This window comes from Paenibacillus sp. 10L310, from assembly GCF_056395745.1.
On sequence record NZ_JBFTKC010000002.1, the window covers coordinates 1 to 17,505 of the forward strand.

The following is a 17,505-nucleotide window of genomic DNA, read 5'->3' on the forward strand; positions in this document are numbered from 1 at the left end:
TACGTGGAGCAACTAAAATCATACGGAATGGAATCAAGCATGAGCCGCCGAGGAAACTGTTATGATAACGCCTGTATTGAGTCATGGCACAGTATTTTAAAGAAGGAACTCATTTACTGCAACCCTCGTTTTAAGACGCCGGAAGAGGCTTATACTGCCATCTACCAGTACATTGAGTTCTATTACAACCGCAAGCGAATGCATGGCGCACTAGGGTATCTTTCCCCTGCTCGTTTCGCGATGAAATTTACGGACAAATCCGCAGCGTAGTGTCTACTTTTTTGACATAGGTCCATCATTAACTTAATTCCATCGTAAACCGCCTAAACATCAAATAAATGGACCAACTCGATGAAATAACGTCTCTATGATTCGTTAGAATTCAAACCTATGCAAATGAGAGCAAATAGCGTGTGCTAGGTCCGTTAGAACTGTATAATCCTGACAAAGGGCTGTACCCGGTCATGCTCATGACTCACAGGACAGCCCCAAGAAAATAATTACGTATAGACACCTTTTTATATACTCAACTGGACTTCGGGAATCGAAGTGTCGCTTCATGTTCGGGAAGAAAGAAGCTTTTGGGGAATGACCACCAGATTTGAGTATCCGGTTGTTGTTCAAAATCGAATTATGATCCATCAATGAGAACGAATAAATAATTTCATCAAATTGATATAAAACGGGTTGACCATGTAGCCATTCGGACTTACGGAATATCTCTTACCCGTGTCCAACCGTCGTATTTGTTCCATTTCCTTCTCATTCAACTCAAAGTCGAATGTTTCTTTGTTCTCTTTTATCCGTTGAGGATTCGATGATTTGGGGATGACAATAATTCCACGTTGCAAATGCCAGCGCAAAATGACTTGCGCAACCGATTTCTGATGGCAAAGGGCAATTTCCGCCAGCTTCGGATGCTCCAGCAGCGCTTTGCTTCCCTGCCCCAACGGTCCCCAAGCCTCATGTAGAATCCGATGCCGAACCATATAATCATGCAATTCGTGTTGGGGAAATTCCGGATGGGTCTCGATCTGATTTACCATCGGCGAAATCCGGGAATGTTTCTTCAGATGCTCCAGATGCCGGATCTCGAAATTGGCTACACCTATAACTTTGATTTTACCTGCGTCGTATAACTCTTCCATCGCCTTCCAGGCGTTCACGTATTGAGGACCGGCAAAATGAATCAAATACATATCGAGATAGGTTACGTTCAGCTTCTGGCAAGTCTTCTCGAACGCCTTTTTCGTCGCACGGTACCCCAGGTCTGTCGTCCATACCTTGGAGGTAATGAAGAACTCCTCCCTGGGAATACCGCTGTTTTGGATGACCCGACCTAGTGCCGCTTCATTACCGTAAATTTTGGCCGTATCGAAATGGCGATAACCCATTCGAATAGCCTCCTCGACAGTCCTCTCGAAGCTCCCCCCGTCTTTGATCTTATATAGGCCGAACCCGAGTTGAGGAATGTCCACTCCGTTTGCCGCTGCGACTGTCTGATTCATTCGCAACCCCCCCTCCCCGTTTTTTCTAATTGTTGTTCCGATGCTTGTTCTTCACATTGCGTTAGCAACTTTTCTATCTCGTTCACCAGGTTTTTCAACAATTTCAACTTGCTACCGGAGTCAAGGCTGTAATAGTTGAGAGTTCCTTCTTTACGAACGCTTATTATCTGTGATTCTTTCAATATTTTCAGATGATGTGATACGGTCGGTCGGGAAAGATGAGTTTTCATCCTGATCTCTCCTACGCGCATGCCGGTTTTTTGCGGCCCTTGAATCAAGGCTATGAGGATGGCTTGCCGAGTCTCGTCTCCAATCGCATTCAACACCTTCTGATTGTTCTTAAATTCGATAGCAATCGTGGTCGCAAGTTCCTGATCCAAGTAAATTATCCCCTTCCATTTAGAATGTGTAATACTTTTGTAGATACAGCCTATCACAATCTCAGATTCGGCTGTACATCGGGAAAGAAATTCAAGAACCTATTTTTCCCATGTCTTAAGACAAAGGATATATGTCCAGAGGATTACCTAATCACATATCGAGATGATGGCCTCTACCTTGTAAACAATTAAAATCGTGCTATCCTTATGATGAGGTGGATCAGATGGCAAATATTCAAGAGATTGCACGTCTTGCAGGCGTTTCTACAGCAACCGTTTCAAGGGTAATTAATAGACATCCTTATGTAAGCGATTTAACAAGAGAAAAAGTCTTGAACATCATTGAGCAATTGGATTATGTCCCTAATTCGAATGCAAAGTCCTTAAAAAATGGAGCGACAAAAGTCATCGGTGTTATGGGTGTTACTTACAATCCCCTTTTGATGTCACTTGTCCGTTCATTTCACATGATATCCCAAAAATACGGATTCAACATTATGCTTTTTATGACAGACGGAGATCGTGATAAGGAGCTTGTGGCGCTTGAAATGTTACGCAGCAAACAGGTGGATGCCCTTCTTTGTCTGGTTCGGACGATTGAGTGGGATATCATCGAATCCTATACAAAATATGGGCCAATTGTAACATGGCAGCGTCTTACCAGCGACACCATACCGTCCGTATTTATGGACCAATATCAAGGTTATACGCTGGGTCTCGAATATCTGTATGCCAGAGGTTATCGTAAAATTTTGAACGTGTATTCGTCCAAAGGACAGAATACCTTGGAGCGAATAAGAGCTTATGAGGATTTTGTGCAGAAGCATGGGTTGAAGAACACTGGCTTTCCGCAATTTCATAATAAAGTCACCATTCATGATGGTGAGGAAATAGCGCGATGGTGGATAGAACAAACGGACAAGCCGGATGCCATTTCCTGTTCGACTGATGAGGTAGCCGCAGGTATTTTAACGGAGATTCAACGCTCGGGGTTTTCGGTTCCGGATGATGTGGGAATCATGGGATTTGATAATACAGACAGCGCTCACCTGCTGGATCTGACAACGATCCATTACCCCGTGGATAAACAAGCAGAGAATGCCTTTAATATTATTATGAGTATGCTGGAAAATTCGGCATCCAATCTTCATCCTCTTCAGTTTAGACTGATTGAACGAAAATCTACATAAAACAACATCCATCCTTTTAAAAGAAGAAAAGAGCCCATTTGAGATCATGAGTTCTTTTCTCTTCCATCCCGTTAAACTTCATGAACGAACAACATTCAGGCCTATCCCTATATGAGGGATAGGCCTGAATGACTTCAATCTCTAAATAAATTATTTGTAAAATTGCGGAAGATGTTCTTTATGCGCTCCCAACATTTCATCTAAAACTACCTTAGCAATGTCACCGCTGGTAACGAGCGGATTAAGTGTGAATGCTTGTAGAGCGGTTGCATAATCTCCTGTGACCGCTGCTTCGATCGTCAGTTCCTCCATTGCCTTCATCACCTGCAATAGCCCTTTTTGTGCGGACGGGAATGCGCCAAAGTGAACAGGCTCTGCACCATGGGCTGTAATGATACTTGTAACTTCGATGGCACTGTTATATGGTAGATCGCTAATTGCTCCGCGGTTCTGTGTGTTGACTACCATATGCGTTCCCTTGTTGTTATATACAGAATTAATAACTTCACAAGCTGCGTCGCTGTAATAAGCACCTCCGCGTTTTTCCAATTCCTTAGGCTTGTAATTCAGGTTAGGATCTTTATAAAGTTCAAACAAACTTTCCTCCAGGCGTTTCACAACCTGCCCGCGAGTTCCTTCGCCATTGACCGCTTCTACTTCCTCTTCAAGCATGCTGTCGGTCATGTAATAGTACCGGTGATAAGGACAAGGCAGCATACCCAGTTGGAGAATTTGCTCATACAAGAAACGCATGCTTTTTATATTTTCTACCATTTTTTCTGGCTCGGCATCAGGACCGTAGAGCTTTTCGATGGCCTGTTTAGTTAGCTCTTTACCATCTCGGTCATAAATTTTGTGCCAGTGAAGGTGATTAATACCAGCAAATTTGAAGAACAGCTCCTCTTCATTTTTTTCCAGAACAGCAGCTTCATTCTTGGAGGAAATAATCGGAACATTGCACAAACCAATGACCTTCTCCCATTTACCATATTGGAGCACAGCTTCCGTTACCATTCCCGCAGGGTTCGTGAAATTGATTAACCAAGCATCTGGGCAAAGTTCCTTCATATCCTCAACAATTCCAAGAACGACCGGAATGGTACGGAGTGCTTTGAACATCCCACCTGCTCCGTTGGTTTCCTGACCAATCATCCCATGGCTAATCGGAATCGTTTCGTCCTTAATACGAGCTTCCAAAAGACCGACCCGGAATTGGGTGGTGACAAAATCAGCATCGGCCAACGCTTCTCTTCGATTAAGCGTCAAGTGAATATCACAGTCGATTCCCGCCGCTTTTACCATCCGTTTAGCCATGGCTCCTACAATTTCAAGTTTCTCTCTTCCTGCTTCAATATCTACAAGCCACAATTCACGTATTGGAAGTTCATGATGCCGTTTGATAAAACCTTCAATCAATTCTGGGGTGTAACTCGATCCGCCGCCAATCGTCACAATTTTTAATCCCTTTTTCATTTTGAAGTCCTCCTTGTTCTATTGTGTTCTCAATTTGGACTCTATCTTGTGTAATGCATTACATGTCAAGAACTTTTTTTATGGGATTAAATGGGATTAATTTGTAACTTGAAACCGCTTTATCACTTGTGCTATAGTTACCTCAAATAAGGATTGTGACCGTTGATTCGGGCAATACCTAAGAAAGTTTGAATGCCGTTAACCAATTGGCGGCGTTTGAACTATCTTAGGTTTTTTTTATGCATATTGCAGAAAACAAGGAGCCGATGCACATGATTATTGAAAAAGTATTAAACAATAACCTTCTGCTGACCCGCAATACAAAGGGGAAGGAAGTCATCGTTATGGGTAAAGGCATCTCCTTCCAAAAAAGTGCAGGTGATGTGGTCGATGAACACAAGATCGATAAAATCTTCCATTTAGCCGAGCATGCATTTGCTGTAAAAATGGCTGAACTGATACATGAATTACCCGCCGTTCATTTCGAAGTTGTGAACGAGATCGTAAAACACGCCAACCATGTACTTGGTACTGAACTCAGCGACAATATTTATCTGTCGTTAACCGACCATATTAGTTTTGCCATCCAACGTAAGAACAAAGGTATGGAGATTAAAAATGCCATGCTGTTCGAAATTAAACGTTTCTATAAAACGGAATTCAGTATCGGATTGGATGCTCTGCAATTAATCAGCGACATGATTGGGGTTTCGCTCGGGGAAGATGAGGCTGGTTTTATCGCCTTACATGTCGTCAATGCCCGACTTGACGGCACTGAAATGAAATTGACGATAAAGATGACTGAAATTGTCAACGAGATTTTGAAAATCGTCACGTACCATTACGGCACTGTTCTTGATGAATCGAGCTTAAATTATTCGCGTTTTTTAACACACCTTCAATATTTCGCCATGCGCTTATTGCGCCACGAGATTCACCAAAGCGGCGAAGATTTTTTATATCAGCAGGTGAAAAAGACTTATGTCAGAGCCTTTTCTTGCACTTGCAAGATCAACGAGTACTTAGAAAAAACGTATATACAGTCCTTAAACAAAGATGAATTCGTTTACTTAACCATTCATATCCAGCGGCTTACTGAACGAAGCACTTTATAGCCCTATTTCTTTCAAGCTAAAACTTCATATACAACACATTAGGATAAAGGATTGTGACTGGTAAAGCAGGAAAAACCTGGACTGATGGCAAAATGATTTTTCTTTTTATTTTGCCACGAGTTCAGGTTTTGCTGCTTTTTGGAAGTGAAACGATGTAAGCCGGCACATCAGGAACGAACAGCTCACAACCTGAGATCAATTACCCATCATGAAGGAGGCAATATGCTATGAGTAATAAAGACAAAGAACTGTCCATACGTGTTATTGAACTTGTTGGCGGTGAATCTAATGTGAATGATGTATATCACTGTGCAACCAGGCTTAGATTCACCCTGAAAGATCATACAAAAGCGAATGAACAGGCGTTGAAAAATACAGCCGGAGTCATCACCATTGTGAAAAGCGGCGGTCAATTTCAAGTCGTCATCGGCAATAACGTGTCCAAAGTTTATGAAGGAATCATGGAGCACACCAACCTTCAAGATGGCGGCAGCAAAACGGATACTAAAGAGAATGCAGAAAAAACAGGAATATTCGGAAAAACCGTAGATCTTATTTCCAGTGTTTTTTCCCCGCTGCTCAGTGCGCTAGCTGGAGCTGGATTGCTCAAAGGTCTGGTTGTTTTGTCTGTGGCGCTCGGCTGGCTAGATGACACCTCAGGAACTTATCTAATTTTAAACGCGGCATCAAGCAGTGTATTCACCTTTTTGCCCATATTTTTGGCAGTTACTGCCGCAAGGAAATTCAAAGCTAATATGAACGTATCCTTGGCTATTGCAGGAGCCCTGGTCTTTCCGACCATTTCCGCTGCGTTTAATAGCGGTCAAACTTATGATTTCTTAGGCATCCCCATTGTGCTTGTGATGTACACTTCCACCGTGTTTCCAATCCTTCTGGCGGTGTGGGTTCAATCTCATATAGAAAAATGGTTCAACTCGATTATTCACCAGTCTATCCGCAATATTCTTGTGCCGATGCTGTCGCTTCTAATTGTCGTCCCGCTTACCATTCTTGCTTTTGGACCGATCGGCAACAGTGTTAGTCAGGGGTTAGCTAGCGGTTTTACCTCACTCATGCAATTCAGCCCAATGTTGGCAGGAGCAGTCACTGGTGGTTTCTGGCAGGTCATTGTTATCTTTGGACTTCACTGGGCTTTTCTTCCAATTACACTTAATAATCTGGCGACAATAGGCTATGATTTAATGCGCCCGATGTTGACCGCAGCCGTGCTGGCTCAAGCCGGTGCTTTGCTCGCCGTTATGCTGAAAACCCGCAATTCACAGCTTAAAACCCTTTCCGGATCTGCTACGATTACTGCGATTTTCGGAATTACGGAACCAGGCATTTACGGAGTTACTTTACGATTGAAAAAACCGTTCATTTACGCATGTATTTCCGCAGCGATCGGGGGCGCAATTATCGGAGTCGGGGGTGGTCGGGCAGTCGCTTACTCACTTCCCAGCCTGCTCGCTTTTCCTACTTACGTAACAACGGGGTTCGCCTCGGTTGTCATCGGTGTTTCCGTTTCTTTTGTCCTGGCTTTTCTACTCACGTTGCTGCTTGGATTCAAGGATCTTGAGGCTACTGTTGAGGAGCCGCAGATTGAAACTTCTGGACAGGAAAAACAAGCGATTGAGCCAAGCGAATCGCGGTTGAACAAGGAAATCATTGTGAGTCCGCTGAAAGGCAGTGTTCAGCTACTTGAAGATTTGCCTGATCCCGCCTTCTCTTCAGGTGCCATGGGACAGGGGCTTGTCATTGAACCCACAGATGGAATTTTGGTATCGCCAATCAATGGTGTCGTAACCACCGTATTTCCTACCGGTCATGCGCTCGGTCTGACCACGGACAGTGGCATGGAGATTCTGATCCATATTGGAGTGAATACGGTAAAGCTAAAAGGACAATTTTTTGAGAAAAAAGTTAAAGAGGGCGATCGGGTTTCTTGCGGGCAAATGCTTGTAGAATTTGACGCGGAGCAAATCCGGACAGCGGGTTACATCACTGCCACCTCAGTCATCGTTACCAACTCTGCCAACTACTTGGACGTGTTAAAAACTACCGAGCAGGAAGTGAAGCAAGGCGATTATCTAATGTCGGCGGTAGTCTAACGATTGGAGATGGATTCCCTGTTGGTAATCGAACTATTTTCGGGTTATATAACTGTCTACTAAATTCACTTATTCCGTATGATCCAAAGAAGCCACTCCGGCAAAGGAGTGGTTCTTCTCTGGATAGCACTTTCCGTTTATTTATCAGCTACAATTGTAAATTCCCATGGAAGTTTTCGGTTTGCCAATCACGATGTCGGATGAAACTGTTGGACCAGTAGGCATCTCTGACTCCACGCTTAACTAGATAATACCAAACGCCTTGTTTCATGAAGACGAAGCAGTTTTGTTGTGATTTATACATTTCTAATCTATATGAGCGATTAGCTAAAATTGCTCAAGTATATATAATCATCAGTACATCTACCAATTTTCAAAAACTCTCTTTTAGTTTTTTAGAATTGGCATATCCTTAAGTAAATTTTTTAAGTTTATAGCATCCCATGGAAGATGTTCTGTGATACCTAGTCCAACAACCGTAGTTAACAAGCTAACTTCTTGTATTAAAGTTATCAGCTCTGTAAGTTGCATCGTACCCATACGAGTATTAATTTTGTCAGACAGCGGCTTAGCAAATGACAATGACCTGAAAATCTTCGGATCAAGTACATCCAAATCCAAATGAATTACTACGTATTTGATTTGATTTTCTGAAATCCAGTCCAATATTGGTTTATTATTATCCTTTAATTCGGCGCTAGTTGCTGAACTAATAGATAACCTAGAAATAAGTTCCGATTCATGTTCAGTTGTTTGAACAAGTCCCGCTAACATAACGTTCTTCGGTAAGAAAGGCTTTTTAACCTTTTGAGAAAATTCTGGCGCTCCCTCACCTAACAGATTTCCTAATATATGAGCATGCCCGTTGGGCGTCACCTCTGGGGTTGCCACGTCAGGATGTGCATCGATCCATAATAGTCCAACTTCACTATTATAACGCTCATTTAAATAGGCGAATGGCGCTTGTTCAACCAAACAATCCCCGCCAAACATAACAATTCGATCGGGTTTATAAGCTTCAATTAAATGAGTTGCTGCATCCAGTTGATTCAACAATTGGTTCTTACCTACGATTCCTCCTAAAATACCTTCCTCTGTGTGGAGAGTCATATCTTCACTATAGGATACAGGTACTTTAACTGTCGTATGATTATTGTTTTCTGGAGCTAACCATGCTAGGAGCTCAGCTCCAAGAATATAACTTGGTTTGTTTCCTCCCTGCCACTGGGGCATTAGCATGCGTAACGTTTTAACAGTTTTATTATCAGTCACTTGTTTGTTCTCCTATCTAATACAGATGTAGTTCTTATGAATGCTACTAAGGAGACTAACTATATGAAGAAAGTGCTTCTGTTCCTTAATATCGATGGTCCCTTTCATTAAGCGCATACTTTTGAATCATTAGTATCTTAATCGTTAAGGATAGGCATTTTCTGAAGTAGTTGTTTTAAGTTTATTGCATCCCATGGAAGATGTTCGGTTATCCCGAGACCAACTACATCAGTTACATCACTAACTTCATTGATCAATTTTGCTACCTCAAAAAGTTGCATTTTGCCCATAGGAAAATCAATCTCTAAGTCTGATAACGGATTTGCAAAGAGCAATGATCTGAAAATTTTCGGGTCAAGAACGTCCAGATCCAAATGAATCACCAAATATTTAATCCTATTCGTTTCGATCCAATCCAGCACAGTTTTGCTACTTTCTTTTAATTGAGAACTGGACGCTGATTTAATTGATAATCTTGAAATTAGTTCCGATTCTTGGCCAGTCGGTTGATCTATTCCCGCGATCATTACGTTCTCTGGACGAAAAGGCTTATCTACTTTAGCAGCGAATTCAGGAGCTCCCTCACCTAATAGATTACCCAATACATAAGTATGACCATTGTAGTATTCTTTTGGTGTTGTTATATCAGGATGCGCATCAATCCAAAGTAATCCCAACTCACCACTGTAACGTTCGTTTAAATAAGCGAATGGGGCTTGCTCCACTAAACAGTCTCCTCCAAACATGACAATTCGGTCTGGTTGATATGCTTTGATTATATGATTTGCCGCATCAAGTTGATTTAATAATTGCTCTTTTCCCACAATATCACCTATGATACCTTCCTCTTTTTCCAAGGGGGTATCATCGCTCATTGAAACAGGTACTTTAACGGTTATATGCTTATTATTCTCTGGAGCTAGCCATTCAAGAAGCTCAGCTCCAAAGGAGTAATTAGGATTATCTCCCCCTTGCCATTGAGGCATTAACATACGCAACGTTGTCGAATTTTCTTTGCTTTTCATGATCTTTTCTCCTTTACATCGAGGTACAATTTAGTATACATGAGTCACATATTATGAATAGTACGCACTTTTATGATAGGTACTTTCCAAAAAGATAGTGTGTAACTTATAGATGAATTCCACAGGCGGTATCAAAGGTTCAGGCATCTTTCGTTGTTATCTGAATAAGAACGTTAAAATCACTTTGAAATGGATATTTCCAAATATTAATTAGTATATAATTGCAACCCACTAATTGAATGTCTGTTTTCTACCTTAATTGCCACAGGTCATCCGTTTAAAACGACCTATGGCAATACTATTATTGCTCAATAAGTTCTGAAAGCCATTTATTTGGTGTCGAGAATGCATACCACTGATTGAGAGCTCTACACAGATAGTATGACATCCTCAGTTTGAAATAATTGAGTAAAATACTTTTGTCTGTTCCCATTAAAGGATTTCAAAATTTTTGATCGTTGCATCTGGTCGCAGTATCTTATCCTCTCTCATCTCAGCTAGTAGCTTACCTTCTTTAACTTTAGTAACCCAATCGTGGTTAGCTAGAGCTCCCTTTCCTAATGTCACGAGATCAGCCTTATCATCAGTGATGATTTCAGATGCTTTTAATGGATCTTCAAGTTGACCGTTGGCAATGACAATTTTACCTGAAAATCTTTTAGCTAGTTGTACCAATGAAGGCCCCTTCTCTTCGAAAGCAGGCTTCCATGCCTTATATTCAGTCACATGAATGTAATCAAGCCCGGTTTGCCCTAATCCACCGAAAATGACTTTAGCATCTGCTTCACCTCCACCCCATTTATGGATATAGTCATTGACTTTGGCTTGAGAAATTCGAATACCTACTGTAAAATTCGGTCCAACGGCTTTACGGACTGCAGATGAAACTTCAATTAAAAGCCGTACCCGATTTTCGGTCGAACCGCCATACTCATCTGATCGTTCATTAGTGTAGTCGGTCAAGAATTGATCAAGCAAGTAACCATTGGCTCCATGAATTTCAACACCATCAAACCCTACTGCTTTTGCCCGGATTGCTGATTCCACAAATCCCTGAATCACTTGTTCGATATCTTGCTTTGTTGCAGCTATCGGAGTAGGAAATTTATCAACTCCACCATAGAACGCCAAAGGATCTCCTTTAGGTTGCACTTCTGAAGGAGCTAGGTTATGGGAACTGAAGCGATTTCCTTGAGAAAGTGCTCCTGCATGCTCAAGCTGAACTATAATTGCAGCATCCGCTTCATGTACAGTATCCACGACTTTTTTCCAAGCAATAGCTTGTTCTTCATTTATCAAGCCAGGTTGGTTAAAGTAACATTGACTGTACAATTGATCTGTGTATGTTCCTTCTGTAATGACAAATCCAAAACCTCCACGAGCAAAAGACGCATAATATTCAGCCATCTGCTCCGTGGCAAGACCTTCCGGAGTAGCACTCGTACGAGTCATTGGAGCTACTCCTACACGATTTTTTAGAAAGTTGTAACCAACGTTGACAGGTTCAAACAATTTATTTTTTTGTACCAATTTAACCATCCACCTTTAACAATTATGTTTATATATCTTTCAGAATATGAACATTATAAAATGAATGAAATGAACAGTAAAATTGATGTTATTGAATCTTTAGTTCATTAAAAATGAACTCACTTTAGGAGGGTATCTATGGAACTCCGCCATTTGATTACATTAAAAACTATTGTTGAAAAAGGAGGGTTTAAGAAAGCAGCTGAACATCTCGGTTATGCTCAATCTTCTGTCACGACACATATTAAAGAATTGGAGGAAGAGTTCGGTAAGCCTATTTTTGATCGCTTAGGTAAACAAGTTGTGCTCACACAATACGGACATCAATTTCTGCCGTATGCTCATAAAATTATTGAGTTGTATACGCAAGCACTTACTTCAAATGATGAGCCCTCGGGAAATTTGACACTAGGTATTTCGGAATCCTTAATGATCTGTCGCATACCTTCTTTATTGGTTGAGTATGGTGAGAAATATCCGCAAGTTAACCTTTCGCTCAAATCACTTGACTACCAAGATGTCTCTCAAGCTGTTCAAAATGGTGAGATTGACCTGCTTGTTGCCTTAGAAAAAGAGGGATGGGGGGCTCCCGAACTACACTGCGAACGTTTGGTGAGAGAAAAAATGGTCCTTATTAGTCCCCCTCATGAGAAAAACCATGCAAAAGGAACTGTGTTATATACGGAACGTAGCTGCAGTTACAAATCTGTATTCAAGGATTACATCAATTATAAAAAAGTCGATGTTATGAACAGTATAGAGTTCCAAAGTATCGAAGCGATTAAGCAATGTGTGAAAAACGGACTAGGCATTTCGATGGTTCCTTACTTTTCTGTCAAAGAAGAATTAAAATCCAAAAAATTTCAAGGCGAAGAAGTTGAGTCTGACCGCCCTACAATATCCACATATTTGGCATATCACAAAGATAAGTGGATTTCACCTGCAATGAAACAGATGATTAATCTAATTCAAAAACACGCAGCTAATTGGGAATAGCTCACTTTTGAATAAAAAGAAAGTCAGCTATTAAATATAATAGCTGGCTTATTATTATGTGCATAATAGAAACTCCTTACTCAAAAAATCTTGGGATATCTACTAAAAATAAGTGTTTCATCTTTCACATTTTTGTTAAATATCAACGACGATAGAACATTTATTAGCGCTGGGGCTCAAATCCTCAGGTAAATGTATCAACTTATCTAATAGGAACAAATATACGAATCATAAAATCATCCAAGGCATATTCAAGAAAGTGGTCAACCACGCTTCAATCTAATCCGAAATGACGCAATGTTCTTGTCCCTCGACATCAACTCATAATATATGGTATCGACCGAACCATTAAAGGTTACGATGACATCAGGTCTCGCATCCATAATCTTTTCCAGATTCGCTGAGTCACTACCCAAGTCAATAATCTGGGCAGGACAGGCGTAAGGCTGTAATGTAGCAAACTCCTTCATTGCTTCCAACCCACTGGTTGATGCGAATGTAGGACTATCCAAAGCAAAAATTATCTAATCGATCATTGAAATAAGTTCTTTCCCCTCAATCTTTTAGATAGGCAATTACATGAATAAACAAAAAAAGCCGCTGCTTTAGCGACTTTGAATGATATTATAAAACCAATGATTTAAACTCTTGCATACCTAATCTCCAGCAGAGTATCCTATGAAAAATATTTCCCTGAGTGCAGATCTTCTATTTCTTGAGAAAGTCTTTTAGTATGCGGCTTCATATAACATTGAGCTTTTTTCAAAATATCGGTATGCCCACCTAGATCATACAAAATTGTAGTAGATAACACTTGTACAATATAAAGGCTCGTTTGAGTTGCCATCCATTCAAAAAAATTGAAAAACTTCTCAATTTGTTCTGTATCATCATTTTCACGAAGCAATCCTTCAACATAAGTAGCCACTTCATCACCAAAAAACACATGTCCTAGAAACTCTTGATATAAATCCAAATGTTCTATATAACAATCGTGGAATTCAGGAAAAAGTTCTAAGAATTGATTGATTAAAATACCTTTGTCCATTGTCCAAGCTCCCTACTTCCTACCTACACATAATCACTGTTCTTTTCGTTTAAAAAACATCTTGCCAACCATAAGTCCCATAGCCGATGAACAGATCAGATACCCAAAGAACAAGAAAAGTAAATAAATAACATGAAGATCTGCAGGAATCTGTTTCAAACCTTCAAACCAAGCAAAACGAAAAGGATAAAAGATGACTACCCAAATGATCAGCAAGAAAAGAAGAAAATTAATTATTTTTAGCACAATAATGATCCTTTCAAGCTTGAGTGGAAACAGTTGAATGTATATGCTTCATCTTTCATTTCGCATTACCTTACCACTGCCCGCACTATATTAGTTAGCTTATGTATTAGGGTTGATATGTTGAATCTATAAATAATTACTAATTATAACAGGAAACATTAGGAAGATGATCGTTACGGCATAAAGAAGCCCTTTCTTTTGGTGGAACGAGCTTCTTTTTGCGTTTCACGATAACACTTTATGCTTACTGGACACCAGGCGCGTTTTCATTCGTAGTTAAATTTGATCTTTTCTTCTTTCTTGGCTGCCCTTTCCAGGACAGATAAGTCCAAATCCGTAGGATATACTCGACAGGTCCATTGCTAAATTTCTTAAGATATAGCGGACTGAGCCACAATTGAATAACGTAGACAGCAAGCGCAATAAGTGCTCCGATAAACACGCCAGCACTTCCAAACAGTCCCAGGCCATATCCATAGAAAATTGTTGTACAGATTACGCTCTGCATCAGATAATTCGTCAACGAGAGACGGCCGACCGCCTCGAACCTGCCCATCAGGCTGAAACGGCGGTTTCCAGCATACAACAGCGCGAATGCGTATATGTATCCGAGTGCAAGCAACGCTCCTCCAAGCGTCCCCCCGATTCCGATTCCGAGCCAACCTTCCGCACCCAATTGTGGTGCCAATACACCGTATGCTTTGAGTATCAAACCTACCGGAATCAATAATGATGCCCGGCGAAGATATATAGCTCGCATCGTTTGGGGATCGCTAAACGTGCCTATTCTGGCAGCGTGCATGCCGAGCAGGAACATCGGCACCGTCATGAGTGGTGCTAACATCAGGGCTATCAGGGCAAATGACAGCTCCAAATCCCCGCCGAATGGATCGCCGTTATTACTGAAATTCCTGATTTCCGCGTATGTGCCGTTGCCGTATACATCCTGACTTTGAATGATGTAGTTCTCCATATGAATGGACTCAATCGCCAGCGGGTTCATCGGATTAGATGCCGGGAGACCAAGTATGCCCGCTCCCATGAGTAGCAGTACCGCCCATATGAGCAGCGTTTTGGGCTTCCGATTAAGGAACATGAGCAAGAAGAAACCGAGTACACCATAAAATGTAAGGATATCCCCTTCCCACAGATAGATGATGTGCAGTAATCCGATTCCAAACAGTAGTAGAAAACGGCGTGCCAGATGACACTTTGGTCGTAAATCTCGTGATTTTAGGCTTTCCGAGAGCTTAACCATTCCAAAGCCAAACATAAATGCAAAAATCGGCATAAAACTTCCCACCACAGTGATCAGCAGGAATGAGAGGAAAGCCTGATCTGCTCCGCCAATCCCGAACAGTTGGGGTTTGCTCTGGCCATACATTCCATATTGGAAAGCCAGCATATTCGCCAGCACAATGCCGACCAAACTGAATCCACGCAGTCCATCAATGACTTGAACGCGCTTTTTTGATGTGCTCAATCAATCACCTCTGTCTATAACATAAAGATCAGATCTAAATATACGTTAAATCCTTCCATAATTTCAACATAAATTAATAAGCGAACGTTTATATTTTGATTTACTTTGACGTACCAATAAAACAAAAACAAAAAAAGTCGCTAAATTTAGCGACTTTCAGTTTGAACACCTTAAAGAGTGACAATAATCGGACCATTTTTAGTAAGTATAATGGTATGTTCTATTTGAGCTACATAGCTGTTTTTAGTAACAAAGGTCCAGCCATCTCCAGTTTGGACTACTTCTTCTTCTGAAGTTGAAATAAATGGCTCGAATGCGATAACCATACCTTCTTTTAACAATTCATCATCCGATGGATCATTATAATTATAGATGTGGTCAGGTGCTTCGTGTATTCCACGTCCAACACCATGTCCTGTAAGGTTTTTGATAACCGTTAATTCATGCTGTCTAGCAGTTTGGAATACGGCTTTTCCGATCCCGCTTTTTTTGGAGCCCGGTTTTGCTTTTTTTAGACCTGCTTCAAATGCCAATTTAACAACGTCGCATATTTTCGTTAACACTTCTGCACCTTCGCCTACGACAAACGAGAGTCCCGTATCTGCAAAATAACTGTTCTTGGAGCCCGACACATCAATATTGACGATGTCCCCTTCTTGAATAACCCGATCTCCCGGAATACCATGTGCCACTTCTTCATTAACACTAATACAAGTAAATCCCGGGAAATTATATTCACTTTTTGGAGCAGAAACTGCGCCAGCTTTCTCAAAAAGCTCTCCTGCCAAATCATCAAGTTCTTTAGTCGTTATGCCTGGGATGGTTCTTTGAACCAATTCATCTCGAATAGAAGCTACAATTTTGCCAATTTCCTTCAAGCCATTAAAATCTTCTTCTGTTCTTGCGATCATTTTTTCTTACCTCACTATCTTTTATCATTAATTGATTACATAAGTGTTATCTTTGATTGCACATTAGATAATCATATCCAAAGCAGCAAAGCTTCGCAACTTTTTTATCAAGTTCTTTATCAAGTTCCCTGATCAAAATCCGATGAGTTCAAATGCTGTCAGTGAAGTTGTTAAAGTTGATAGTATTCCATTAACTCGGATACAACAGCAACAAGTCTGTCCTTCAAACGTTGTGGTTCGATGACTTGAATGGACTTCCCATAGGATAGGAGAAAATAGGGGACGTATGTATCAATTGATTTTTCATCAAATAAAAAGATGGCTTGATTAGAAGTCCGCTCTTTCAGATAATGTCCCATAAACCAATGCAGCCCCAAGTCATCCAATGCCTCTGATCGGCCTTCGATAACCAAGGAGATTAACCCCTCTTTGCCCCCTACATCAGGTAATAAATTTTGCAGAAAAAATTCACGGGCTGAAAAAGCTTCCGAACGCTTAAAGCGGAGCGGAGTAAGCTTGATTCGCAGAATACGATCTGCCCGAAAGCTACGAAATTCATTTCTCAAGTGGCAAAACGCAATGGTATACCATTTATTATTCCAGTAAACCATTCCATATGGGTCTATTACTCTATTCTTGGGTTGTTCCTCACGGCTTCTGCGATAATCAATTTCGACAGAGCAATCATTAGCCACGGCTTGCTCCAATTCCGCCAAGATCGTCTGAACGGATGGATCTCCCATGCGATTGATAACGTTAAACCCGTCTAAATGACGGCGAAGTGTGTTTTCCTGATCCTGATTTGTATACATTTTCAATTTGGATGTGGCATTGTCCAATGCCTCACTTAAAGGGTATCCAGCTTCTTTTGCAAACACAGCAGCTTGGAGAAGTGCCTTTTTTTCATCAATATCAAATAACAGAGGTGCCTTGATATGCTGATTCAGCAAGCTATACCCGCCGTTGTGACCCGTATCGGAAATGATCGGTACTCCACTGGCACATAATGCATCAATATATCGATATACGGTTCTTATATTGATTTCTAACTTTTCGGACATCTGTTTTGCAGTTACTTTGGTGCCTGAATTCAGCATCCATAGAATCGCTAACATATTATCGTTCTTTGGCATAACCTGCATCCTCATCTTCAGTTCATTATTGGATATCTCTACATTATATCAGTACAGCATATTTTACATAAAACAACTTCGTTG

The 17,505-nt window shown here is 41.0% G+C and carries 16 protein-coding genes; 5 read left to right on the plus strand and 11 right to left on the minus strand.

All coding sequences use genetic code 11. The annotated features are described in order from the left end of the window. Positions 1-270: integrase core domain-containing protein (locus AC1DE7_RS05640; protein WP_477533895.1), on the plus strand; the 270-nt coding region annotated here is incomplete at its 5' end. A gap of 371 nt (positions 271-641) precedes the next feature. Here the strand turns inward: AC1DE7_RS05640 and AC1DE7_RS05645 are convergent. Together AC1DE7_RS05645 and AC1DE7_RS05650 are read right to left on the minus strand one after the other, a co-directional pair. Further along, positions 642-1,508 (minus strand): aldo/keto reductase, encoded by an 867-nt coding sequence (locus AC1DE7_RS05645; protein ID WP_477533896.1) that lies wholly within the window; start codon positions 1,506-1,508, stop codon positions 642-644. Next, on the minus strand, positions 1,505-1,888 hold the full coding sequence (locus AC1DE7_RS05650) for an ArsR/SmtB family transcription factor (protein WP_477533897.1): 384 nt from the start codon (positions 1,886-1,888) through the stop codon (positions 1,505-1,507). Before AC1DE7_RS05650 ends, AC1DE7_RS05645 begins: the two co-directional genes overlap by 4 nt. A 224-nt stretch (positions 1,889-2,112) precedes the next feature. Here AC1DE7_RS05650 and AC1DE7_RS05655 point away from each other — a divergent pair, with 224 nt between their 5' ends. Then, a complete protein-coding gene (locus AC1DE7_RS05655; RefSeq protein ID WP_076253108.1) occupies positions 2,113-3,078 on the plus strand; it encodes a LacI family DNA-binding transcriptional regulator in 966 nt (321 codons plus the stop codon). Between the two features lie 150 nt (positions 3,079-3,228). On the opposite strand, the gene AC1DE7_RS05660 is transcribed toward AC1DE7_RS05655, so the two are convergent. Further along, on the minus strand, positions 3,229-4,551 hold the full coding sequence (locus AC1DE7_RS05660; protein ID WP_477533898.1) for a 6-phospho-beta-glucosidase: 1,323 nt from the start codon (positions 4,549-4,551) through the stop codon (positions 3,229-3,231). Positions 4,552-4,823: 272 nt separating this feature from the next. On the opposite strand from AC1DE7_RS05660, the gene licT reads away from it, so the two are divergent. Then, entirely contained in the window at positions 4,824-5,666 is an 843-nt protein-coding gene (licT, locus tag AC1DE7_RS05665; protein WP_477533899.1) for a BglG family transcription antiterminator LicT, read from the plus strand. A gap of 227 nt (positions 5,667-5,893) precedes the next feature. After that, on the plus strand, positions 5,894-7,777 hold the full coding sequence (locus AC1DE7_RS05670; protein WP_477533900.1) for a beta-glucoside-specific PTS transporter subunit IIABC: 1,884 nt from the start codon (positions 5,894-5,896) through the stop codon (positions 7,775-7,777). A 387-nt stretch (positions 7,778-8,164) separates the two neighbouring features. Here AC1DE7_RS05670 and AC1DE7_RS05675 read toward each other — a convergent pair whose 3' ends face one another. The 3 genes from AC1DE7_RS05675 to AC1DE7_RS05685 all read right to left on the minus strand — a co-directional run bounded on the left by AC1DE7_RS05675 (position 8,165) and on the right by AC1DE7_RS05685 (position 11,613). Further along, entirely contained in the window at positions 8,165-9,016 is an 852-nt protein-coding gene (locus tag AC1DE7_RS05675) for an arginase family protein (RefSeq protein WP_477534168.1), read from the minus strand. Positions 9,017-9,186: 170 nt separating this feature from the next. Further along, positions 9,187-10,074 (minus strand): arginase family protein, encoded by an 888-nt coding sequence (locus AC1DE7_RS05680; protein ID WP_036615689.1) that lies wholly within the window; start codon positions 10,072-10,074, stop codon positions 9,187-9,189. A 432-nt stretch (positions 10,075-10,506) separates the two neighbouring features. Further along, positions 10,507-11,613, minus strand: coding sequence for an NADH:flavin oxidoreductase (locus AC1DE7_RS05685; RefSeq protein ID WP_477533901.1), 1,107 nt, complete (start codon positions 11,611-11,613; stop codon positions 10,507-10,509). Between the two features lie 129 nt (positions 11,614-11,742). Between AC1DE7_RS05685 and AC1DE7_RS05690 the strand changes: the two genes are divergently transcribed. Beyond that, the gene (locus AC1DE7_RS05690; protein ID WP_076317857.1) at positions 11,743-12,600 is read left to right on the plus strand and encodes a LysR family transcriptional regulator; all 858 of its coding nucleotides are present in this window, start codon (positions 11,743-11,745) and stop codon (positions 12,598-12,600) included. Positions 12,601-12,863: 263 nt separating this feature from the next. On the opposite strand, the gene AC1DE7_RS05695 is transcribed toward AC1DE7_RS05690, so the two are convergent. The 5 genes from AC1DE7_RS05695 to AC1DE7_RS05715 all read right to left on the minus strand — a co-directional run bounded on the left by AC1DE7_RS05695 (position 12,864) and on the right by AC1DE7_RS05715 (position 17,421). Beyond that, positions 12,864-13,112, minus strand: a complete 249-nt coding sequence (locus tag AC1DE7_RS05695; protein ID WP_477533902.1) for a hypothetical protein — start codon at positions 13,110-13,112, stop codon at positions 12,864-12,866. 164 nt (positions 13,113-13,276) lie between these two features. Next, positions 13,277-13,648 carry a DUF7674 family protein gene (locus AC1DE7_RS05700; protein ID WP_253508545.1) on the minus strand — a complete coding sequence of 124 codons (372 nt, stop codon included), beginning with the start codon at positions 13,646-13,648 and terminating at the stop codon, positions 13,277-13,279. A 490-nt stretch (positions 13,649-14,138) separates the two neighbouring features. Beyond that, positions 14,139-15,377: a DUF418 domain-containing protein gene (locus AC1DE7_RS05705; protein ID WP_101313818.1), complete on the minus strand. Its 1,239-nt coding sequence runs from the start codon at positions 15,375-15,377 to the stop codon at positions 14,139-14,141. Between the two features lie 170 nt (positions 15,378-15,547). Continuing rightward, on the minus strand, positions 15,548-16,288 hold the full coding sequence (gene map / locus AC1DE7_RS05710; RefSeq protein ID WP_036615705.1) for a type I methionyl aminopeptidase: 741 nt from the start codon (positions 16,286-16,288) through the stop codon (positions 15,548-15,550). A 170-nt stretch (positions 16,289-16,458) separates the two neighbouring features. Continuing rightward, positions 16,459-17,421, minus strand: coding sequence for a helix-turn-helix transcriptional regulator (locus AC1DE7_RS05715; protein ID WP_477533903.1), 963 nt, complete (start codon positions 17,419-17,421; stop codon positions 16,459-16,461). Positions 17,422-17,505: the final 84 nt, after the last annotated feature.